Raw genomic sequence first — 21,578 nt, 5'->3', positions numbered from 1 at the left:
GCGCAGTTCCCCGCGCCCCTTGATGCATGGGGTGAGCCCGGGTTACCAGGGGGCGCGGGGAACTGCGCGAGAAGCCCCACCGGGCCGCGGTCGCCGACGAACCCACACCCCGAGCCATCAGGCGCCCCCTAAGGATTCCCCGGCGCCGAATTCTTCGTGTCGGACGGCGCCCCGCCGCCCTCGTCGCCCGAGGTGGCCGCCCACGCACCCACCCCGACCGCCGCGATCAGCGCCACCGCCGCCGCGCCCAGCGTGATCCGCCGGCGCCGCACCGTGCTGCCCCGGTTGCGGGCCGACCCGGGCCGGGGTGCCCCGGCCGCCCGGGGCACCCGCGCGGTCCCCCGCGCACCCCCGGCCAGCTCGTCCGGTCCCGGCACCCGCATCGACGTGTGGGTGTCGCGGTTGGAGTCCGGCTTAACTCCCGGCACCAGCGGCACCGCCCCCCGCCGTACCCGCTCGCGCGGCGCCTCCGCCTCGGCGGGTGCCTCCTCGTACCCGTCGCCGGACTCCGTCCCGGGCTCGTCGACGTCCAGCGGGGGCATCCCGGCCAGCAGCGGCAGCTGCTCCCGCAGGCGCGTGGCCAGCTCGGACGCCCGCAGCCGCGAGGCCGGCGCCTTGGCCAGGCACTGCACGAGCAACTGCCACAGCTCCTCGGGGATGCCGGGCAGCGGGACGACGGTCTCGGTGACGTGGCGGCGCAGCACGGCGCCGGGGTGGCCGCCGCCGAACGGGGTGAACCCGGCCAGCAGCTCGTAGAGCACGGTCGCCAGGGCGTAGATGTCCACGGCCGCGCGGGGCGGCAGGCCCTCGACGATCTCGGGGGCGAGGTAGTCCGGCGTACCGATGATCTTCGTGGCGCGGGTGCGGCGCGGGGAGTCGATCAGCTTGGCGACGCCGAAGTCGGTCAGGAGGGCCGGGTGCGCGCCGCCCGGGCCGAGCGGGCCCTGCATGTCCAGCAGCACGTTCTCCGGTTTCACGTCCCGGTGCACGACCCCGGCCGCGTGCGCCGCCGCCAGGCCGTCGGCGATGTCGGCCACTATGGCGACCGCCGCCTCGGGGGCCATGCGCCGCTCGCGGTCGAGGCGGGTGCGCAGGTCCGTGCCCCGGACGAGGTCCATGACGAGGGCGAGGTCGTTGCCGTCGACGACGAGGTCGCGCACGGACACCACGTTCGGGTGGTCGAGGCCCAGCAGCGCGGTGCGCTCCTGGACGAAGCGGCCGACGAGTTCCTGGTCGGACGAGAGGTCCTCGCGCAGCAGCTTGATGGCGACGGGGCCCTCCGGGCCCTCACCGAGCCACACCGTGCCGGCGCTGCCCCGCCCCAGAATCTGGTTCGCGGTGTACCGGCTTCCGATCTTCCGTCCCAAGACTGCTCCTACAGGCCGCGTGTTGGCGACAAAGCTACGCGCCCCGGGCCCCGAGGTTCACCGCCGCGGCGGAAATCACCCCTCGGATGTCGACAAGTCCCCAGTGTCGGGATGCGCGGGTGGGGGGGGGGGGGTTCGGTGCGTCGACGGGTGCGGGTGCGTGGGGGCTGGTCGCGCAGTTCCCCGCGCCCCTGAAAAGCGGGGCTGCGCCACGCGCTTTTCGGCCCGCAGGGCCGTGTCCTTCAGGCCCGCAGGGCCTGGTGCTTTCAGGGGCGCGGAGAACTGCGCGAGAAGCCCCCACCGGAGCCGCACACGCCGACGAAATCCGCGCCCCGAGCTACTGGGCGACCTACTGGCCGGAGCCCCCGGAACCCGAGTCTCTGACCAGCTCGCGGACCCACTTGGCCGCATCGCCGACCCAGTCGGTGAGCTGCCCCCACCAGCTCTTGCCCGTGCCGATCCACTCCTGCAGAGGCGTGAACTCCCAGATCAGCCAGCCTCCGACGAGGAACAGGACGATCATGAAGAGGCAGCCCTTGAGGCAGCCGAGCCCCGGGATCCGCATCGGATTGGCGCTGCGCTGACGCGGCTCACGCGGCGGCCGTGGCTCCCGCTGGGGCCGGGGCGCCGGCTGCTGGGGCTGCGGCGCGGGAGCGTACCGCTGCGGCTGCTGGGGCTGCGGCGGGGGCGGAGGGGCGTACGGCTGTTGCTGCTGCGGGTGTCCGTATCCGCCGCCGGGCCCGCCCTGGGCCCCGCGCTGCTGCCGGCGCGGCTGCTGCTGCTGCTGCGGAGGACGCTGCGGCTGCGGCTGGGGCTGCTGCCGGTTGGCCTGCCGCTGGGGGCGGCGGCGCAGCGGGTCCTCACCGGGGTCGAGGTACTGCTGGATCTGGGTCTGCTCGTTGCGGTCGCGGGCCGCGCGCAGCTGGTTCTGCCAGGGGTGCGGCTCCTCCGGCGGCCGGCCGCCGGGGTCGTGCGGGGGCACGGGCGGCATGACGGACGTCGGGTCGGCGCCGCCGGTGTGCGGGAGCACGGTGGTGGGGTCTCCCGAGCCCGAGGTGTGCGGGAGCACGCTGGTCGCGGCGTTCGGGTCGTACGCGCCGGCACCGTGTGGCAGGACCTGCGTCGCGTCGGCCGAGCCGAACGGGCCCGGGGCGGCGCCCGGCACCTGCGCGGGGGCCGGGTCGGGGGCGAGGATGTGGCCCACGCCGTCGGCGGCGGCGATCTGCATGGAGTTCGCGTGCACGCCGACGCCCTCGGCGACGATGCGCAGCGCGCGGGCGAGGTTGACGGCGCTGGGCCGCTCGCGCGGGTTCTTGCGCAGGCAGCGCTCGATGACCGTCCACAGCGGGTCCGGAACGGTGGAGGGCCGGCGCGGCTCGGCGCTGAGGTGCTGGTGCAGCACTTCGAGCGCGGACTGGCCGTTGAACGGCGGGCGCCCGGTGACCAGTTCGTACATCAGGATGCCGGCGCCGTAGATGTCGACGGCGGAGGTCTGCGGCTGGCCCTCGGCGGACTCGGGGGCCACGTACGCGGGGGTGCCGACGAACTCGCTGGTCCGGGTCAGACCCGGGGAGTCGGCGAGGCGGGCGATGCCGAAGTCGGTCAGCATCGGGTGCATCTCGCCGCCGTCCTGCTTGAGCAGCACGTTGGCGGGCTTCAGGTCGCGGTGGACGACGCCGTCGGCGTGGCTGGCGGCGAGCGCGTCGGCGATCTGGGCGGTGAGCAGGGCCGCGCCGACGGGCGAGAAAGGGCCGTTCTCGCGGAGGTAGCGGTGCAGGTCGGGTCCCTCGACCAGGTCCATGACCAGGGCCAGCAGATCGCCCTCGACGACGAGGTCCCGCACCCGTACGACGTTCGGGTGGGTGAGCCGGAGCAGCACGGAGCGCTCCCGCAGGAACCGCATCACGATGTCCGCGTCGCTCGCGAGTTCTTCCTTGAGGACCTTGATCGCCACGGTCTCGCCGGGGTGTCCGGGCACGGCCGCCTCGGCCCCCGCGGTCTCCCGCTGGCGGGCGCGCCAGACAGTGCCTGTGGCGCCGCGTCCAATCGGCTCCTCAAGGAGGTACTTGCTCCCTACCGGCCGCACGTCATGCGCTCCCTGTTGCTTGCTTGCCTGGTCACACCCTGGAGTCCCGCGGGCGTTCCGACCCACTGTAGTGCGGCCGTCCGCGGTACCGGGCTGTCGTCTTCCTGACTCTTCCCGCCCGTTTTGCTGTGACTTCGTCCGACCTGCTGCGAGCTGACGGCCGGTGTCCGTGTCCGCGAGTACGTACGGGTACCCGTGTGTGTTCGATGGAAAGACGCTCATGCATGGACGGTTGGTTGCCGGAGACGGACGTGGGCCGTTCCGGATACGAACGGACGCGGTGGTCGATGGCGGCCGATACGGACGCACGCCGTTCCCGAAGGGACGTGACCGATCTCAAGTGATCAACTAGCGGGCACTGGTCAGGCACTTTTGGGGGCAGAGCCGACCAATCAAGATCACTTGATGCCGGGCGGCGGGCGTGTTGTCAGCGGCAGGTGCGAGGATGCCTCCAGTACTGGCCGACGTGCCCGTGAGCGGTGGGGGAAGTCTGCGGTGGGGACCGCGCAGTCTCGTCCTCGTCGTCGCGGGTGCCCGCGCGGAAGGGACCGCTGACGGCGATGCAGATCCGGCTGACCGTCGTAGACCCGCTGGGACCGACCTCCGAGCCGCGAGGACGTGCCACGGCCTGCGACGTGCTGGTCACGGCGCCCGCCGGGACGGCTCTGGCCGCCGTGGCCGCGGGCCTCGCGTCCGCCGTCGGCGACGGCGGCGCGGAGCGGCTGGAGCGCAGCCGGGAGGCCGGGGGCGGGCAGGTCGTGCTCTACGCCGGTGCCGAGCGCCTCGACGCCCAGCGCTGCACCCTCGGTGAGCCGCCCCTCGTCGACGGCGCCGTGCTCTCCCTGGGCACCCCCGCCGAGGCGGGCCCCGAGGTCGACGAGGCCGCCGCGCAGCTCCATGTCGTGGCCGGCCCCGACGCGGGCGGCGTCCATCTGCTGCACGGCGGGAAGATCCATGTCGGCCGCTCGGCCGACGCCGACGTCCCGCTCGACGACCCGGACGTCTCCCGCCTCCACTGCGCGGTCACCCTCGCCTCCGACGGCCGTGTCTCCGTCGTCGACCTCGGCTCCACCAACGGCACCACCCTCGACGGCGCCCGGGTGGGCGACCGCCCGGTGCGCCTCGCCCCGGGCGCCCTGTTGCGCATCGGCGAGTCCGCGCTCCGCCTGGCCTCCTCGTCGGGGGCACGGGGGATCGCGACGGCACCGGACGGGGAGGGGCACGTCCGGGTGCGCGTCGGGGGCCCGGACGCGGGTTCCCCCGCGGGAGCTTCGGCGCCGTACAGCTCCGGCCCCGACGGGCCTGCTCGTGGCGGTGCGGGCGGGCCGGGGGCCGAGGGCGCCGGGCAGGGCCGTACCGAGCGGCGGACGGTGCCGGGGCAGGGCGGGGTGCCCGGGATCGAACGGACGGCCGGCGGCGCGGTGGGCACGGCGTCCGCCGGCGCAGGCCGGGGGGCCGCGTCCGGTGCCGGCCAGGACCACGCGCACGAGGACCACGGGACGGGCGGCGCCGCGGCGGACGCCCATGGCCGCGTCGGTGACACCCGCGGCGGGCGCGGCGGTGACCACCCACGTGACACCGAGGACCACCGCGGAGCCGAGGGCCACCCCCGTGCCGAGGACTCCGACGCCCACGGATCCGGCGGCACGCGCGCGTCAGGCGGCGCGCACGGGCCGGCCGCGTTCCTCGACGCCGCCGGGGCCCCCGGGCCGGGCGGACCCGGCGACTTCGGCGGTGCGGCGGATCCCGGGGATCTCGACGGGCCCGCCGGGTCCGGCACGCGCAAGGGCACTCCGCTCCGGGGCACGGACGTGCCGCGCGGGGTGCGTAGACGGGGTGGTCTCGGGGCCTGGGCCCGGCGTCTGACCGGCGGGCGGGCGCAGGCGGAGGCCGCGTACGACCCGTACGAGTACGACACGGAGGACGACGAGGACGAGCGCGGGGCGATGGCCTCGCTGCTCCCCACCGGCGGGGAGCGGCTGCCGGAGACCTGGCCGGATCCCGCCGCGCTGCTGCTCACCGCGCTCGGCCCGGGTGCCCGGCTGTGGGAGCGGGGGCCGAGCCATCCGGAGGCACTGACGGTGCGGCTGGGGACGGCGGACCGGGCGGCGCCGGACGGATCGGGCCTGCTGCCGGCGGTGCCGGTGACCACCGGGCTGCGCGAGGTCGGCGCGCTGGGACTGGCCGGGCCGCGCCCCCGGCTGATGGGACTGACCCGCGCGGTCGTGGCCCAGCTTGCCGCCCTGCACTCCCCCGACATCCTGGAACTGGTCCTGATCAGCGCGGACCGCTCCCGCTCCGCCGGGGAGCGGGCCGCCGACTGGTCCTGGCTCGGCTGGCTCCCGCATCTCCGCCCCGCTCACGGCCAGGACTGCCGCCTCCTCCTCGCCTACGACCGCGAGCAGGCGACGGCCCGGCTGGACGAGCTGCTGCGCCGGGTGGAGGACCACGCGGCGGACGCGGCGGGACACACGCCCGGGAGCACGCCGGGCGCAGGCGGCGGACGGGCGACGACGGCCGGGGCCCCCGGCTCGGCCGATCGCGGGACCGGAGGGGACGACGGCGGTTCCGGGCGGCGGACCGTGCGGCGGCCCTCGTGGGCCCGGGAGGACGGACCGGCGGGCGGCGGCTTCACGGGGCCGTACACGGTGGTGATCGTGGACGGGGACCCCGGAGGCGCCGATGTGCGCGAGGCCGTGGTGCGGCTGGCGCAGGAGGGGCCCGTCGCCGGGATCCATGTCGTGTGCCTCGCCGAGACGGAGTCCGCCTCACCCGCCTCGCCGGTGACGGAGACGTACACGGCGGCCTGCGAGACCTCGCCCGCGTTCCGCGCCTGTGGGGCCGTCGCCCTGCTCAGCGGTGACGTGGCCACGGCGCTGCGCCTGCTGCGGGTCGCCTCCGCCGGATACGGCGCGGGGGGTGGTTCCGGGGCACCGGGTGCGGCCGGCGCCGGCCGGGCGGGCCGGGTCGACCCCGCCCATGGCTCCGCCGGGGCGGACCCGGCCGCGGGGGGCCGTACGCACACCCACATCGACCTCGCGGGCAGCGCGCTCTCCGGCGCCGACGAGCGGACGCATCCGGGCACCCGGGACCACGCCTCCCTCGACCCGGGCGAGGCGCCCGGGCTGCTGAACCACGGCACGGTGGCCACGCTCGACGCGGTGTCGCCGGCGTGGGCGGAGCGGTTCGCACGGGCACTGGCGCCGTTGCGGACGGAAGGGGCGGCCGGGGACCGGCAGGCGCGGGTCTCGGCGCCGCTGCCGCAGTCGGCGCGGCTGCTGGACGAGTTGGGGCTGGCGCGGGCCACACCGGCGTCGCTGATGACCCGGTGGGCGGACGCGGCCGACGACACGACGGCGCTCGGCGGGCGGGCCTGGGCCGTGCTCGGCGCGGGGCCGCGCGGTCCGGTCTCCGTCGACCTGGTGGCCGAGGGCCCGCATCTGCTGATCGAGGGGCCTGCCGGCAGCGGCCGTACGGAGCTGCTGCGGTCGGTCGTCGCCTCGCTCGCCGCCGCCGAGCGGCCCGACCGGCTGGGCATCGCCCTCGTGGACGGGCGGGACGGCGGCGGCTCCGGTACCGGCGGTGGGCGGGCCGGGGAGGGGCTGGGGGTCTGTACCGACCTGCCCCATGTGGGGACGCATCTCACGGCCAACGACCCCGTCCGGATGCGGGAGTTCGCGCAGTCCCTGATCACGGAGCTGAAGCGGCGGTACGAACTGCTCGGCGGGCTGGGCTTCGTGGAGTGGCACACGCGGCGTGAGGTCTCGGGGCGCATCGTCCCGCAGCGCTCGGCGCCTTCGGGAGCGGGGGCGTCGGGGGCGGGGGCGTCGGGGGCCGGGGCCGCCGACCTCGACTCGTCCTCCAGCTCCACCCTGCGGCTACGGCCGCCGGCGAGCCGCAGGAACAGCGACCCGGACGGCAGGGGCGCGGCCGGGAAGAGTTCGGCCTCGGAGCTGCCCCGGCTCGTCGTCGTCGTCGACGACCTGGACGCCCTGCTGTCACCCGCCCTGGGGTCCACGGGGCGCCCGGCGGCGGGTTCCGTCGTACGGGCCCTGGAGGCGGTGGCCCGGGAGGGCGAGCGGCTCGGGGTGCACCTCGTCGCCACGACCGGTGTCGGCGGGCGCGCGGGCGAGAGTGAGCTGGGCCGGGCGGCGGGCGGGCGCGTGGTCCTGAGCGCGCCGGTGCCGGGTCCGGACGAACCGGCGCCCGGCCGGGGGGAGCTGCTGGGCGAGGGGGGCCGGACGACCGCGTTCCAGGCGGGCCGCGTCACGGGCCGTATCCCGCGCACCGCGACCCTCCGCCCGACCGTGGTGCCGCTCGACTGGGCACGCATGGGCGACCCCCCGGCGCGCCGCCCCGTCCGCGAACTGGGCAACGGCCCCACCGACCTGGCCCTCCTGGCCAGCGCCCTGGACCGCGCGGCCCGAGAGGTCTCGGCAACACACGTACCGTCCCTGCTCTGACCACTCCGACACCCACCCCTGAGAGCCGCGGGCCCGACAGGGGCGCGGGGAACGGCGCGAGCAACCACCACGCACCCGCCACTCACCCACACGGCGCAACACTTCCCGGAAAGGGGCCGCAGGCCCCGAGGGGGGCGGGGAACGGCGCGAGCGACCCCGACGGACGGGATGCCGCCCACCCGCGCAACACCCCCAGGAGGGCCGCAGGCCCGCCAGGGGCGCGCGGAACGGCGCGAGCGTCCACCACGTACGGGCACCCGCCCACGACAGCGCGCCGCCCTCGCGAAGCGCCCCGGCACCACCCTCATGGTCACGACGCGGTCACGATCACGACGCTGACGCGGCAGGCGCTCTTGCCGCCCCCGACCACGCGGCGTAGACCAGAGCGCACGGGACAGCGCTCTACGTTCGACGACGCACGGAGAACGGGGTCAGAGATGCGTAACACGCACCGCACGCACCGCACGCACCGCTTGAACCGGATTCGCGATTTAGGCCATGGGGTTCGCACCCGCAAGCCCACATCCCCCGGCCGTCCCCCCACGGCCAGGGCCCTCGCGGCCCTGGCCGCAGGCGTCCTCGCCCTCTCCCTCACCGCGTGCGGAGGGGACGACGACGGCGGCGACAAGGGTGACAACGGCAGCGAGGGCGGCAACGAGGCCACCGTGCGCCTGCCGAAGCTGGACGGCCAGAAGCTGGAGGTCGCGGCGGTCTTCACGGGCCCGGAGCTGGACAACTTCCAGAAGGTGCTGGACGAGTTCGAGAAACGCACCGGCGCCTCGGTGACCTTCGTACCGACCGGCAACAACACCTCCACGTTCCTCGGTACGAAGATCGAGGGCGGCAAGCCGCCGGACGTGGCGTTCCTGCCCCAGGTCGGTGTGCTGCACCAGTTCGCCGAGAAGGGCTGGGTGAAGCCGCTCGGCAGCGAGGCCCAGGCACAGCTGGACAAGAACTTCTCGGACGGCTGGAAGGACCTAGGCGCGTACGAGGGCAAGCAGTACGGCGTCTACGCGAAGGCGGCCAACAAGTCCCTCGTCTGGTACAACACCGCGGCCTTCGAGGCGGCCGGCATCACCGAGGAACCCAAGACGTGGGAGGAGTTCCTGCAGACCGCGCAGACCCTCTCCGACGCCGGCACCCCCGCCGTGTCCATCGGCGGCGCCGACGGCTGGACGCTCACCGACTGGTTCGAGAACGTCTACCTCTCGCAGGCGGGCCCGGAGAAGTACGACCAGCTCGCCAAGCACGAGATCAAGTGGACCGACCCCTCCGTCAAGGATGCCCTCACCACGCTCGCCCAGCTGTGGGGCAAGGACGACCTGATCGCGGGCGGGGCGTCCGGCGCGCTGCAGACGGAGTACCCGAAGTCGATCACGCAGACGTTCGGCGGGGACACCCCGGCGGGCATGGTGTTCGAGGGCGACTTCGTGGCCGTCACCATCAACGGCGACACGGACGCGAAGATCGGCACGGACGCGAAGGTCTTCCCGTTCCCGGCGGTCGGCGACGACTCCCCCGTGGTCACCGGCGGCGACGCGGCCGTGGCGCTGAAGGACGGCAAGGGCGCGCAGGCGCTGCTCACCTTCCTCGCGTCGACCGACGCGGCGGAGATCTGGGCGGCACAGGGCGGTTTCCTCTCCCCCAACAAGGAGATGGACGAGGCCAGTTACAAGGACGATGTCACCCGGGAGATCGCCAAGGCACTGCTCGCGGCGGGCGACGACTTCCGCTTCGACATGTCCGACCAGGCCCCGGCGGCGTTCGGCGGCACCCAGGGCGTCGGCGAGTGGAAGGACCTCCAGGACTTCCTGAAGGACCCCGACGACGTGGCCGGTGCCCAGAAGCAGCTGGAGACCGACGCGGCGAAGGCCTACGGGAACGGCTGACGACGACCTCATGCCGTCTGCCGTGACGAAGACGGCGGGGGGCGCCGGCGCGCTGCCGACGCCCCCCGCCGCATCGCGCAAGAGCGTGACGGGCACCCGGCTGTGGGTGGCGGTGCTGTTCCTGCTGCCCGCGCTGGTGCTGCTCGGCGCGCTCGTGGTCTACCCGATCGGGTACTCGGTCTGGCGGAGCCTGTTCGACGCGGACGGCTCGGGCTTCGTCGGCCTCGACAACTACGCGGAGATCTTCTCCGACGACTCCACCCTCGTCGCCGTACGCAACACCGCGATCTGGGTCGCGGTGGCCCCCGCGCTGGTCACCGCGCTCGGGCTGATCTTCGCGGTGCTGACCGAACGGATCCGCTGGGGAACGGCGTTCAAGCTGATCGTCTTCATGCCGATGGCGATCTCGATGCTCGCCGCGGGCATCATCTTCCGGCTGGTGTACGAGCAGGACCCGGACCAGGGTGTGGCCAACGCGGTCGTGACGTCCGTGCACGACGTCTTCGTCGACGAGTCCGTGTATCCGAAGGCCCGGCCGAACGCCCAGGTGAGCGATCTGCGGGCGTCCGGCGGCGGTTCGTTCACCACGGAGGGCACCGTCCGGGCGGGCACCCCGGCGCTCCTCCCGCTCGTCGGTATCGCGCCCAACCGGCTGCCCGGCGACGCCCAGGACGCCAAGGCCGCCGGGACCGGAAAGGGTGACGGCGTCACCGGCACCGTCTGGCTGGACTTCCGGCTCGGCGGTGGCGGGGAGAAGGGGGCCGTCGACCCGGGTGAGAAGGCGCTGAAGGGCGTCGAGGTCGAGGCGGTGAAGGACGGCAAGGTCGTCGCCACCGCGACCAGCGGCTCCGACGGCACCTTCAGCCTGCCGGAGTCCGCCGACGGGTCCCGGCTCAGGCTGCCCGGCTCGAACTTCGCGGCGCCCTACAACGGCATCGACTGGCTGGGCCCGACGCTCGTCACCCCGGCCGTCATCGCGTCGTACGTCTGGATGTGGGCCGGGTTCGCGATGGTGCTGATCGCGGCGGGTCTCGCCGGCGTCGACCGCAATCTGCTCGAAGCGGCCCGGGTGGACGGGGCGAACGAGTGGCAGGTGTTCCGGAAGGTCACCGTGCCGCTGCTCGCGCCGGTGCTGGTCGTCGTCCTCGTCACGTTGATGATCAACGTGATGAAGGTGTTCGACCTCGTCTACATCATCGCCCCCCAGCCCACCCAGGACGAGGCCAACGTCCTCGCCCTGCAGCTCTATCTGGTGTCGTACGGCGGCGGGGGCGACTTCGGTCTCGGCAGCGCGATCGGTGTGGTCCTGCTGCTGCTCGTGCTGCCGGTGATGTGGGTCAACATCCGGCGCCTGCGGAAGGAGCGCCAGCGGTGACGACTGTCGAGGAACGCCCCGGGCCCTCCGGGGCCGCGGGGACTGCCGGGACCGCCGGGACCGCCGGGAAGCGCTCCCTCGCCGCCCGGCTCGCGAGCGGCGCGGCGGGCGGGGTGCTGCGCGTGTTCCTGCTGCTGGTGGCGCTGTTCTGGCTGGTGCCGACCTTCGGGCTGCTGGTCTCGTCGTTCCGCGACCCGACCGACATCTCCGCCTCCGGCTGGTGGACGGTGTTCTCGGCGCCGGCCCAACTCACCACCAGGAGCTACCAGTCGCTGCTGGAGAACGACGGCATAACGGACGCCCTGTTCAACACGGTCTGGATCACGGTCCCGGCGACGCTGCTGGTCGTCCTGATCGGCGCGATGGCCGGATACGCCTTCGCCTGGCTGGACTTCAAGGGCCGCGACTGGTGGTTCATGGCCGTCGTGGGGCTGCTCGTGGTGCCGGTGCAGGTGGCGCTGATCCCGCTGTCCGGTCTCTTCCGGGACCTCGGGATCTTCGGCGACATCATCGGTGTCGTCCTCTTCCACGTCGGTTTCGGACTGCCCTTCGCGATCTTCCTGTTGCGGAACTTCTTCGCCGAGATCCCGCGTGAGCTGCTGGAGGCGGCGCGGCTGGACGGGGCGGGTGAGGTGCGGCTGTTCGTGACGGTCGTCCTGCCCCTGGCCGCACCGGCGTTGGCCTCCCTCGGGATCTTCCAGTTCCTGTGGGTGTGGAACGACATGCTGGTCGCGCTGGTGTTCTCCAGCTCCGACTCGCAGCCACTGACGGTCGCACTCCAGCAGCAGGTACGGCAGTTCGGCAGCAACATCGAGGTGCTGGCGCCGGGCGCGTTCATCTCGATGGTGATCCCGCTGGCCGTGTTCTTCGCGTTCCAGCGGCAGTTCGTGTCGGGGGTGATGGCGGGGGCCGTGAAGTAGCCCTGGCCGCAGGGGGAGTTCGGCGCGGCGCCCACGGCCCCGGCGGGCGCGGGTGCGGGTGCGGGCGGGTACGGCTGAGAGCGCGTGGGGCTGGTCGCGCAACTCGTCACCGTCCGCACCCGATACGCACCCGCGCGCCCCCAACTCCCCCTGAAATCCCCCGTATGGAACACGCGCCGTAACCAAATCATCCCATCGGCCGTTTCCGGGCAGTATGCCCGCGCCGACCCATGGATGTCCTCTTTGCCCAGGTTCAGTGTCATCGTTCCCGCGTACAAGGTTCAGGCGTACCTGCAGGAATGCCTGGATTCCGTGCTCTCCCAGTCCTTCACCGACCTCGAACTGATCGTCGTCGACGACGCCTCCCCCGACAACTGCGGTGCGATCGCCGACGAGACCGCGGCCCGCGACCCCCGGGTACGGCACACCGTGCGCCTGCGGGAGAACGCGGGCCCGGGTGCCGCCCGCAACAAGGGGATGGAGTACGCGAGGGGGGACTACCTCCTCTTCCTCGACGGCGACGACACCTTCGCGCCGGGCGCGCTCCAGGCGATCGCGGACCGCGTCAAGGAGACCGGGGAACCGGACGTCCTCGTCCACGACTTCGCCCGCGTCTCCTGGTCGGGCGAGTCCGTCCGCGACGCACGCGCCCCCCGCCTCACCGAGCAGGGCCCCGCACCCTTCCGCCTGGACGACCGTCCGGGTCTCCTGAACGTCCCCCCGATGGTGTGGAACAAGGCGTACAAGCGGGAGTTCGTCGAGGACCACGGCTTCCGTCTGCCGCCCGGTGTCTACGAGGACACGGCCTGGACGTACCCCGTCCTGCTGGCGGCCGAGTCCGTCGCCACCCTCGACCGGGTCTGCGTCCACCACCGCCGGCGCCGCCACGGCAGCCTGCTCGGGACGGTCAGCCGCGTCCACTTCGACGTGTTCGCCCAGTACGACCGGGTGTTCGCGTACGTCGACGAGCGGCCGGAGCTGGCGCAGTGGCGTCCGGTGCTGTTCCGGCTCATGGTCGACCACCTCACCTCCGTCCTCTCTCAGCGCCACCGCCTGCCGCGCGAGGCTCACGCCGAGTTCCTGCGCACGGTCCGCGCGCACTGCGCCCGCTACCGCACCCCGGGCGCCCCCGTCCGCGCCCGCGCCCGGCTCCGGCACGCGCTCCTGCGGCTCGGCGGCCGGCGCCTGCACCGCGCCCTGTGGGCCGGGGCGCGGCTGGGCCGGGGCGCCGGACGCCTCGTGCGGGACCTCGCCGGGCTGTTCCGCACGGCCGGGCTGCGCCTGCACTACCGCCTCCAGCGGCTCCTCCCGCTGCGTGCCGACCGGGCGGTGTTCGCCGCGTACGACGGCCGGGGCTACGAGTGCAGCCCGGCCGCGCTGGAGAACGCCTTCCGGACGTACGCCCCCCGGATGCGCACCTCGTGGGCCGCGCGCCCGGAGCACCACCACACGCTCCCGGTGGCGACCCGGCGGGTGCTCCCCGGCTCGATGGCGTACTGGACGGCGCTGGCGCGCTCCAAGTACCTGGTGAGCAACGTGGACTTCGACCGGCGCCTGGTCAAGCGCCGCGGTCAGGTCCTGCTGCAGACGCAGCACGGCACACCGCTCAAGCGCATGGGGCTCGACCTCCAGGACCGGCCGGCGGCGGCGCGCGGCACGGACTTCGGCGCCGCGCTGCGCGGCAGCGACCGGTGGGACTACGTACTGTCCGGCAACCGCCATTCCACGCTGGTCTGGGAGCGGGTCCACCCGTCCCCGTACACGACCCTCGAATACGGCTCACCCCGCAACGACGTGTTCCTGCGGGCGAATTCGACGGACGTGGCCCGGGTGCGCGAGCACCTCGGCATCCCCGAGGGCACGGTCGCCGTCCTGTACGCCCCCACGCACCGCGACTACCGGCACTCGCAGCGCGCCCACCTGGACCTGGAGCGGGTGCTGCGCAAGCTCGGGCCGCGGTTCGTGGTCCTCGCCCGGGCCCACCACGGGTACGGCTCGCCGCTGACGGACCTGGCGCACGGCCGGCTGCTGGACGTCACCGGCCACCCGAGCGTGGAGAACCTGTGCCTCGCCTCGGACGCGCTGGTCACCGACTACTCCTCCCTGATGTTCGACTACGCCAACCTCGACCGGCCGATCGTGATCCACGCGGAGGACTGGGAGGCGTACGAGGCGGCGCGGGGCACATACTTCGATCTGCGTTCCTTCCCGCCGGGGGCGGTGGCGCGCAGTGAGGACGAGCTGATCGACATCTTCGCCACGGGGCACTGGCGGGGGTCGCGGTCGGCGCAGCTGCGGGCGGCGTTCCGGGAGCGGTTCTGTCCGTACGACGACGGACGGGCGGCCGAGCGCGTGGTGCGGCGGGTGGTGCTGGGGGAACCCGCGCCGGCGGACTTCGTGCCCCTGGCCGAGCGGCATCCCGTTCCGTCGGCCGCGGCCGCCCGTCCGGGGGTGGACGGGGCGCTCGGCACGTAGAGGTACGCCGCCCCGGCCCCCGCTCCCAGGGGCTCGCGGACCACGCGAGAAGCCCTCCTCATCCACCCGCACCCGACGAAATCACCCCCGAAAGGACAGAATGCCCCGCTTCAGCGTCATCGTCCCCACGCACGGTGTCGAAGGGCGCCTGTCGCTCGCCCTGGACTCGGTCCTCACGCAACCGTTCGGCGACTTCGAGCTGATCCCGGTCCATGACGCACCGGGCTCACCGGCGGGAGCCGTCGGCAGCGCGTACGCCGCCAGGGACAGCCGGGTGGTCCCCGTCGTGTCGCCGCCCGCGGGCGGGCTGAGCGCCGCGCGCAACGCGGGAATCGCGGCGGCGCACGGCGCGTACGTGCTGTTCCTGGACGGGGACGACACGCTCGCGCCGGGCGCGCTGCGGGCGATCGCGGACCGGCTGGGCGAGACCGGCGACCCCGACGTCCTGTACTTCGCGCATGAACGCGCGCACTGGTGGGAGGGCGGGACGCGGGTCGTGCGCCCCAACGGCCCGCAGACCCCGGCGTGGAGCGCGGCCCACCGCCGGGATTTCCTGGCCGAGCGTCAACTGATGTTCCCCATCGGTCACTTCACCGACCTCGGCTGGAGCGGTCTGGTCGCGCTGGCCGCCGGCCGTACGGCCGAGCTGCGGGAGGCGGTGTGTGTGCGCCATCTGCCGCGCCGGCAGGGCAGCCGGCTGCACGCGCCGGGCGAGCGCCAGCTCGAACTGCTCGACCAGGTGGAGCTGGTGCTCGCCAGGGCCACGGCCGAACAGGGCGTGCCGGAGGCGTTGTTCACGTGGCTGTTCGCGGTGGTGCTGCGGAGCGCCGCGCACCCGGAGCGGCTGCCCGTCCACCACCGCCGCGCGTTCTTCCGTCACGCCACGCATCTCTACCGCCACTATGTCCCGGCCGGTTTCCAGCCGCCCGGCGGCGGCCTCGGGGTCCGGCACCGGTTGCTCGCGTCCGGCTCGTACGCCGGCTTCCGGGCGTGGTGCGCCGCCGAGCGGGCGGCCGCCGGAGCGCTGGCCGCGCTTCCCCGTCCCCGCGCGCCCCTGGACCGCGCCCGGTGCGCCGTCCAGCGCCGTATGCCGCCGGACAGGAACCTCGTCGTGTACCGCGCGCACCCGGGCGGTGACATCGGCTGCGACCTCGTGGCCGTCCACGCGAAGGCCCGTGAACTCGCCCCGCGGCTGCGTTCGGTGTTCCTCGTCGGGCCCGGCGCGGTGGACACCGTGCCGGAGGGCGCCGAGTACGCCGTCCTCGGCGGCCCGGGTCACCGGCGGGCCCTGGCCCGCGCCCGGTACGTCATCGACGGCTCCGACATCGAGGCGGCGGGCGCGGGCTCGGAGGCGGAGGCGGTCGTCGGGCGCCCCCGCGCCGTCCGTGTCCGGACCCAGCGGGGCACGCCGCTGGCGACGACGGGCGCGGACCGGGCCCCGTACCCGGTGGCGGCCGCCACGACCGGTGGCCTCACCGGCCTCGCCGCGCACGTGGACCGCTGGGACTTCGTGCTCTCCGCCAACCGGCACTCCACGGAGACCTGGGAGCGGGCCTTCCCGGGCACGTACGAACCACTGGAGTACGGCTCTCCGCGCAACGACGTCCACTACACGGCCACGGCCGAGGACGTGGCGCGCGCCCGGCGCGCGCTGGGCGTGCCCGAGGGCAGGAAGGCCCTGCTCTACGCCCCCGCGCACCGCGGCGCCCCCGGCGACCGGAGCCCCGGCGCCCGGCTCGATCCGGAGGCGTTCTGCGAGGCGGCCGGCGAGGAGTACGTGGTACTGCTGCGGGCGCGTGACGGCCACGGCGGCGCCCCCGTCCGCGAGAAGGGCGGCCGGGTCATCGACGTCACCGCACACCGCTCGGTCGAGGACGTCTGTCTCGCCGCCGACGCGCTGATCACCGACCACTCGCCCCTGATGTTCGACTACGCCCACCTCGACCGGCCGATCGTGATCCACACGGCGGGCTGGGACGTCCTGCGGGAGACCCGGGGCGTCTGCTTCGACCTGCCGGCCTCGCCGCCCGGCCATGTGGCGCGCACCGAGCGGGAGGTGGCGGAGCTGTTCCGCGACGGGTCGTACGCGGACCTGGAGGCCGACGCCCTGCGGGCCGTCTTCCGGGAGCGCTTCTGCCAGTTCGACGACGGGCGGGCGGCCGAGCGGGTCGTCCGGCGGGTGTTCCTGGGCGAGGAACCCCGGACGCTGCCGCCCGTGGTGCCGCTCGCCGGACGGACCCCGGCCCCGGCGCCCGCCGCCGCCACCCTCGTGAGGAGCTGACGGCCATGCCCCGTTTCAGTGTCATCGTCCCCGTGTTCGAGGTCCGGGGCTTTCTGCGCGCGTGCCTCGACTCGGTCCTGGAGCAGTCGTACCGGGATCTGGAGGTGATCGCCGTGAACGACTGCACGCCCGACGGCGGCGGCGCGATCCTCGACGCGTACGCCGCCCGCGACCCGCGCGTACGCGTGCTGCACCTGCCCGCGAACGTGGGCCCCGGCCGGGCCCGCAACGCCGGACTGCCGTACGCCACAGGGGACTTCGTGCTCTTCCTCGACGGCGACGACTCACTCGTGCCGGGGGCGCTGCGCGGGCTGGCGGACCGCCTGGACGAGGCCGGGGACCCCGATGTCCTGGTCTTCGACCACGTTCGCGTCCACTGGTGGGGCGAGACGCGGCACCACCCGCGCGCACACCTGCTGTCCGAGGCCGGCGGGGACACCTTCACGGTCGCGGAACGCCCGGGGGTCCTCGACCTCCCGACGGCCGTGTGGAACAAGGCGTACCGGCGGGAGTTCGTCGAGGCGCACGGCTTCCGGTTCCCGCCGGGCCACTACGAGGACACGGCATGGACGTTCCCGGTGCTGTTCGGCGCCGAACGGATCGCCGTCCTGGACCGGATCTGCGTGACCCACCGGCAGCGGCGGCACGGCGGCCCGCCGGCCACCACGAGCCGTCGGCACTTCGACGTGCACGACCAGTACGAGCGCGTTCTCGGCCTTCTGAACGCCCGCCCCGAGCCTGCGGGTTGGCGCGCCCTGGTGCGAAACCGGATGGCGGAGCACTGTCTGTCCGTCCTGGCCGAGCCGGACCGGGTGCCGTCGCAGGACAGGGCCGAGTTCTTCCGGCGGACGGCGGCGCTGTACCGGACGTACGGGCCGGACGAGGGCCCGGTGGCCCCCGCGCACCGCGTTCTGGAGGGCGGCTGGGCGGCCTACCGCGCCCGGCGCCGGGTGACGCGGGTCCGTACCGCGCTCGGCGTACACGGGGAGCGGTGGCGAGCGGCCGGCGCCGAACTGGTCGGGCGGGGCCGGGCCCTGGCCCATGAGCGGCTGCCGCTGGACCCTGGGCTGGCGCTGTACTCGGCGTTCGCGCACCGGGGCGTGTTCGGGGACCCGGCGGCCGTGTACCAGGCCGCCCGTGATCTCGCGCCGCACATCCGCGGGGTGTGGGTGGTGCGGCCGGAGCGGGTGGCGGCGCTTCCGCCCGGGGTCGAGTACGTGACGCCGGGCTCGCCCGCGTACCAGCGGCTGGCCGCGCGGGCGACGTACGTCGTCGGCAACGCCGCCTGGCCCGGCGTCCTCGCCAAGCGGCCGGGCAGTGTGCACATCCACACCCACCGGGGGACCCCGCTGAGGTTCATGGGCGCCGACCTGCTGCACAGGCCGGGTGCCCGGCTCGGCGCGGACGTGCCGGAGATGCTGCGCCGGGCCGACCGCTGGGACCACAGCCTCGTCGCCAACCGCCACTCCGAGCTGGTGTGGAGCAGGGCGTATCCGTGCGGGTTCACCTCGCTGCGGACCGGCAGCCCGCGCAACGACGTCCTGGTGAACGCCGGGCCGGACAGCGGTGCGCGGATCCGTGCACGGCTCGGCGTCCCGGCCGGGCACACGGTCGTGCTGTACGCGCCGACGATCCGCGACTACCGCCGGGGGCACGTCGAACGCCTCGACCTCGCCCGGTTCGCCGCCGATCTGCGGCGCGGCCTGGGCGAGGCCCACACCCTCGTCGTACGGCTGCATCCGGCGCTCGCGGACGGCCCGGCGCGTGGGTACGGGCTCGCCGAGCTGCACCGGCGGGGGGTCGTCGTGGACGCGACGGACGAGCCGCACGTGGAGGAGCTGATGCTTGCCGCCGACGTCCTCGTCACGGACTACTCGGCCCTGATGTTCGACTACGCCAACCTGGACCGGCCGATCGTCGTCCACGCCGACGACCGGGACGCCGTCGCCGAGAGCCGGGGCCTGTACCTCGACATCACCGCCGAGCCGCCCGGCCATGTGTCCCGCTCCTACCGGGAGCTGGCCTGGCTGTTCGACTCCGGGCGGTGGCGGGACGCGGAGTCGGCGCGGCTGCGGGCCGGATTCCGGGAGCGGTACTGCGAGTTCGACGACGGGCGGGCGGCCGAGCGGGTCGTCCGGACGCTGATGCTGGGCGAGCGGGCGGTGGTGGTGCCCGCGCCGAGGACGGCCGGGCCGGCCGGGCCGGTGACGAACTCGGGCTTCGTGTTGTCATGAGGGCGCGGGCGTGGGTGCTGTTGCTCGCCGCCGGTTTCGCGCTGCTCCAGTTCGCGAGTGTCACCGGGCGCGCCACCCCCGACACCAAGAACTACGTCGCGTACGCCCTCGCTCTGGGCGGCGCGAGTCCGCGGGAGGCGGCGGCCGGGGCCATCGACCACTACTGCGGGAGCCGGGCGGCGACGGCCGAGCGGAAGCAGGGTGTGGACGTGGTGCGGTTCCGTGCGCCGAGCCCGGCCGCGCGGGTCACCGAGGAGTGCCGTCGGAAGCTGTGGCGGAAGGTGGACCGGGGGCTGGCGGAGGGCCGGACCGACGGCCACATTCCCCCGTTCGCCTCGGAGCGGTTCCAGCGGATCTTCGAGGTACGGCCCGGGTACCCGGTGCTGCTGGCACCGTTCGTCGCCGTGTTCGGGGTCGTATGGGGGGTGTGGCTGGCGAGCGTGCTGATCGCCGCGACCGGGGGCGTACTGGCCTTCCTCGTCCTGCGCGCCGTCCGCGCCCCCACCCCCGTGGCCCTCACCGGGCAGGCCCTCTACTACGTCCTCCCGTGCGGCGCGACCGCCATGCGGCCCATGACCGAGGGAGTGCTGCTGGCCCTGACGCTGGCGGCACTGTGGGGGTGCGCGCTGGCCATGGAGGGGCGGCTGCGGGCGGGGATGTCCCTGGTGGGCGGGGCACTGGCGGCGCTGTTCACGGTGAAGCACTCACAGGCGCTGTTTCTGGGGGTGTGTCTGGTGGGAGCGTGCGCGGTGGTCGCCCTACCGCGCGCACGCCGTGGTGAACCCGCCGGCGGACGCGGTGGTGAACCTGTCGGCGGGCGCAGTGGTGAACCCGTCGGCGAACGCGCGGGGCGCGGGGCGGTCGAGCCGTGGGTGCGGGCGGTCGGGGCCGTGTCGGCGTGCGCGGTGGTGTGCACGCCGGTGCTCGCCGGACTGCTGCGCTACCCGGCGGCCACCGAGAGTCTGCAGGACCTGCTCACCGACCACTACACCCACCCCGACCGGGCCCGGCTGTGGCCGGAGTTCCTGCGCCTGGAGTCCGCCTTCTGGCTGGAGTGGGGGCGCAGGCAGCTGGCCCAGCCGCTGTTCCTGGCCGCGCTGGCGGGGGGCGCGTGGGGCGCGGCGCGGCAGCGGCCCGTCTTCGGCTGGTTCGTGATCGCCGGCGCGTGCACCGGGATCCTGAACCAGGCCGGGCACCCGGACATCACCATCTGGGGCGACCGGCTGATCGTGGTGGCGTGGCTGCTGCCGGTGCTGGGGCTGCCCCTGCTGCTGGAGCGCGTCACGGCCCCGCGCGGCTCGCTCGACGTGGTGAGGGCGAGCTGAGCCGGTGCCCCCGGCGACGCCGGGGGCACCGGGGTACCGGACCGGACCGGACCTACTCGACCACCAGCTCGACCGGGATGTTGTTGCGGGTGGCGTTGGAGTAGGGGCAGACCTGGTGGGCCTGCTCGACGAGCTTGCGGCCGGTGGCCTCGTCGACGGAGTCGGGGAGTTCGACGCGGAGGGTGACCTTGAGGGCGAAGCCCTCGCCCTGCTTGCCTATGCCGACCTCGGCGGTCACGGCGGCGTCGCTGACGTCGACCTTGGCGGCGCGGCCGACCAGGCCGAGGGCGCTGGCGAAGCAGGCGGAGTAGCCGGCGGCGAAGAGCTGCTCGGGGTTGGTGCCCTGGCCGTTGCCGCCCAGCTCCACCGGGAGGGCCAGGTCGAGGTCGAGCTTGCCGTCGTTGCTGACGGCGCGACCGTCACGGCCGTGGGTGGCGGTGGCGACAGCGGTGTAGAGCGCGTCCATGGGAGAACCATCCCTTTCACAGGTCATCTCACGTCCGGCGGTCCGGTCCGACCACCGTTCACGGGCTCCAGTAGAGCACACAATTCAATTGCCCACAACTAAATGGCGGGCAGGAGTTACGCTGGATCCATGACCACGAGTGCCGTTCCCACGCCCGAGGGGGTCTCCGAGGAGATCTCCGGGCAGGTCTCCGAGGAGGAGTTCCTCCGTCTCGACCGGCAGATCTGCTTCTCCCTGCACGCCGCCTCCCGCGCCTTCAACAGCGTCTACCGGGTAGTGCTGAAGGATCTGGGGATCACGTACCCCCAGTACCTGGTGATGCTGGTGCTGTGGGAACGGGGCGAGCTGCCCGTGAAGAAGCTGGGCGAGCATCTGCGGCTCGACTCCGGCACCCTCTCGCCGCTGCTCAAGCGCCTGGAGACGGCCGGTCTCGTCCACCGGGAACGCAGCGCGCGTGACGAGCGGTCGGTGGTGGTGCGGCCGACCGAGGAGGGCACCGCACTGCGCGAGCGTGCCCTGGCCGTGCCGCGCCGGATCGTCTCGGCGACGACCTTCGACCTCGACGAGATCCGCGACCTGCGCGACCGCCTGGACCACCTGACGGCAGCGCTGGACGAGGCGGCCCTGGAAAACCCGGAGCCCTAGGGAGGGGCGCCGGGCCCGACCGAAGGCCCGGCCTGAAGACACGAAGGCCCGA

12 protein-coding genes are annotated in these 21,578 nt (G+C 74.2%); 9 read left to right on the top strand and 3 right to left on the bottom strand.

Going from position 1 to position 21,578, the window contains the following annotated elements; all coding sequences use genetic code 11:
- Positions 1-128: 128 nt before the first annotated feature.
- Positions 129-1,367 carry a serine/threonine-protein kinase gene (locus ACFU5F_RS24735; RefSeq protein WP_383891111.1) on the bottom strand — a complete coding sequence of 413 codons (1,239 nt, stop codon included), beginning with the start codon at positions 1,365-1,367 and terminating at the stop codon, positions 129-131.
- 349 nt (positions 1,368-1,716) lie between these two features.
- Positions 1,717-3,453, bottom strand: a complete 1,737-nt coding sequence (locus ACFU5F_RS24730; protein WP_383891108.1) for a serine/threonine-protein kinase — start codon at positions 3,451-3,453, stop codon at positions 1,717-1,719.
- Positions 3,454-4,013: 560 nt separating this feature from the next.
- Between ACFU5F_RS24730 and ACFU5F_RS24725 the strand changes: the two genes are divergently transcribed.
- The 8 genes from ACFU5F_RS24725 (at position 4,014) to ACFU5F_RS24690 (ending at position 20,415) form a co-directional block, all read left to right on the top strand.
- On the top strand, positions 4,014-7,916 hold the full coding sequence (locus ACFU5F_RS24725) for an FHA domain-containing protein (RefSeq protein ID WP_383891106.1): 3,903 nt from the start codon (positions 4,014-4,016) through the stop codon (positions 7,914-7,916).
- A 437-nt stretch (positions 7,917-8,353) separates the two neighbouring features.
- Positions 8,354-9,805 carry an ABC transporter substrate-binding protein gene (locus ACFU5F_RS24720; RefSeq protein WP_383891103.1) on the top strand — a complete coding sequence of 484 codons (1,452 nt, stop codon included), beginning with the start codon at positions 8,354-8,356 and terminating at the stop codon, positions 9,803-9,805.
- Positions 9,806-9,815: 10 nt separating this feature from the next.
- Positions 9,816-11,180 (top strand): carbohydrate ABC transporter permease, encoded by a 1,365-nt coding sequence (locus tag ACFU5F_RS24715; RefSeq protein WP_383891100.1) that lies wholly within the window; start codon positions 9,816-9,818, stop codon positions 11,178-11,180.
- Positions 11,177-12,100, top strand: coding sequence for a carbohydrate ABC transporter permease (locus ACFU5F_RS24710; RefSeq protein WP_383891097.1), 924 nt, complete (start codon positions 11,177-11,179; stop codon positions 12,098-12,100). Before ACFU5F_RS24715 ends, ACFU5F_RS24710 begins: the two co-directional genes overlap by 4 nt.
- Positions 12,101-12,334: 234 nt before the next feature.
- Complete coding sequence (locus ACFU5F_RS24705) at positions 12,335-14,575, top strand: CDP-glycerol glycerophosphotransferase family protein (protein ID WP_383891094.1); 2,241 nt, start codon at positions 12,335-12,337, stop codon at positions 14,573-14,575.
- A gap of 100 nt (positions 14,576-14,675) precedes the next feature.
- Complete coding sequence (locus ACFU5F_RS24700) at positions 14,676-16,856, top strand: CDP-glycerol:glycerophosphate glycerophosphotransferase (RefSeq protein WP_383891091.1); 2,181 nt, start codon at positions 14,676-14,678, stop codon at positions 16,854-16,856.
- Positions 16,857-16,861: 5 nt separating this feature from the next.
- Positions 16,862-19,090: a CDP-glycerol glycerophosphotransferase family protein gene (locus ACFU5F_RS24695; RefSeq protein WP_383891088.1), complete on the top strand. Its 2,229-nt coding sequence runs from the start codon at positions 16,862-16,864 to the stop codon at positions 19,088-19,090.
- Entirely contained in the window at positions 19,087-20,415 is a 1,329-nt protein-coding gene (locus tag ACFU5F_RS24690) for a hypothetical protein (RefSeq protein WP_383891086.1), read from the top strand. The genes ACFU5F_RS24695 and ACFU5F_RS24690 overlap by 4 nt, the downstream gene beginning before the upstream one ends.
- A 52-nt stretch (positions 20,416-20,467) precedes the next feature.
- Here ACFU5F_RS24690 and ACFU5F_RS24685 read toward each other — a convergent pair whose 3' ends face one another.
- The gene (locus tag ACFU5F_RS24685) at positions 20,468-20,881 is read right to left on the bottom strand and encodes an organic hydroperoxide resistance protein (RefSeq protein ID WP_005486852.1); all 414 of its coding nucleotides are present in this window, start codon (positions 20,879-20,881) and stop codon (positions 20,468-20,470) included.
- A 129-nt stretch (positions 20,882-21,010) separates the two neighbouring features.
- Here ACFU5F_RS24685 and ACFU5F_RS24680 point away from each other — a divergent pair, with 129 nt between their 5' ends.
- The gene (locus tag ACFU5F_RS24680; RefSeq protein WP_383891083.1) at positions 21,011-21,526 is read left to right on the top strand and encodes a MarR family winged helix-turn-helix transcriptional regulator; all 516 of its coding nucleotides are present in this window, start codon (positions 21,011-21,013) and stop codon (positions 21,524-21,526) included.
- Positions 21,527-21,578 lie beyond the last annotated feature (52 nt).

The organism is Streptomyces sp. NPDC057438 (assembly GCF_042802995.1).
GTDB lineage: Bacteria > Actinomycetota > Actinomycetes > Streptomycetales > Streptomycetaceae > Streptomyces.
Note: the sequence above shows the minus strand (reverse complement) of the source record. Positions and strands in the feature narration are given on the sequence as shown.

Bases quoted from the DNA above. Each gene is read 5' to 3' on its own strand.
- ACFU5F_RS24705 (WP_383891094.1), top strand. From the start codon at position 12,335: ATGTCCTCTTTGCCCAGGTTCAGTGTCATCGTTCCCGCGTACAAGGTT.
- ACFU5F_RS24715 (WP_383891100.1), top strand. From the start codon at position 9,816: ATGCCGTCTGCCGTGACGAAGACGGCGGGGGGCGCCGGCGCGCTGCCG.
- ACFU5F_RS24680 (WP_383891083.1), top strand. From the start codon at position 21,011: ATGACCACGAGTGCCGTTCCCACGCCCGAGGGGGTCTCCGAGGAGATC.
- ACFU5F_RS24685 (WP_005486852.1), bottom strand. From the start codon at position 20,881: ATGGACGCGCTCTACACCGCTGTCGCCACCGCCACCCACGGCCGTGAC.
- ACFU5F_RS24695 (WP_383891088.1), top strand. From the start codon at position 16,862: ATGCCCCGTTTCAGTGTCATCGTCCCCGTGTTCGAGGTCCGGGGCTTT.
- ACFU5F_RS24700 (WP_383891091.1), top strand. From the start codon at position 14,676: ATGCCCCGCTTCAGCGTCATCGTCCCCACGCACGGTGTCGAAGGGCGC.
- ACFU5F_RS24720 (WP_383891103.1), top strand. From the start codon at position 8,354: ATGCGTAACACGCACCGCACGCACCGCACGCACCGCTTGAACCGGATT.
- ACFU5F_RS24725 (WP_383891106.1), top strand. From the start codon at position 4,014: ATGCAGATCCGGCTGACCGTCGTAGACCCGCTGGGACCGACCTCCGAG.
- ACFU5F_RS24690 (WP_383891086.1), top strand. From the start codon at position 19,087: ATGAGGGCGCGGGCGTGGGTGCTGTTGCTCGCCGCCGGTTTCGCGCTG.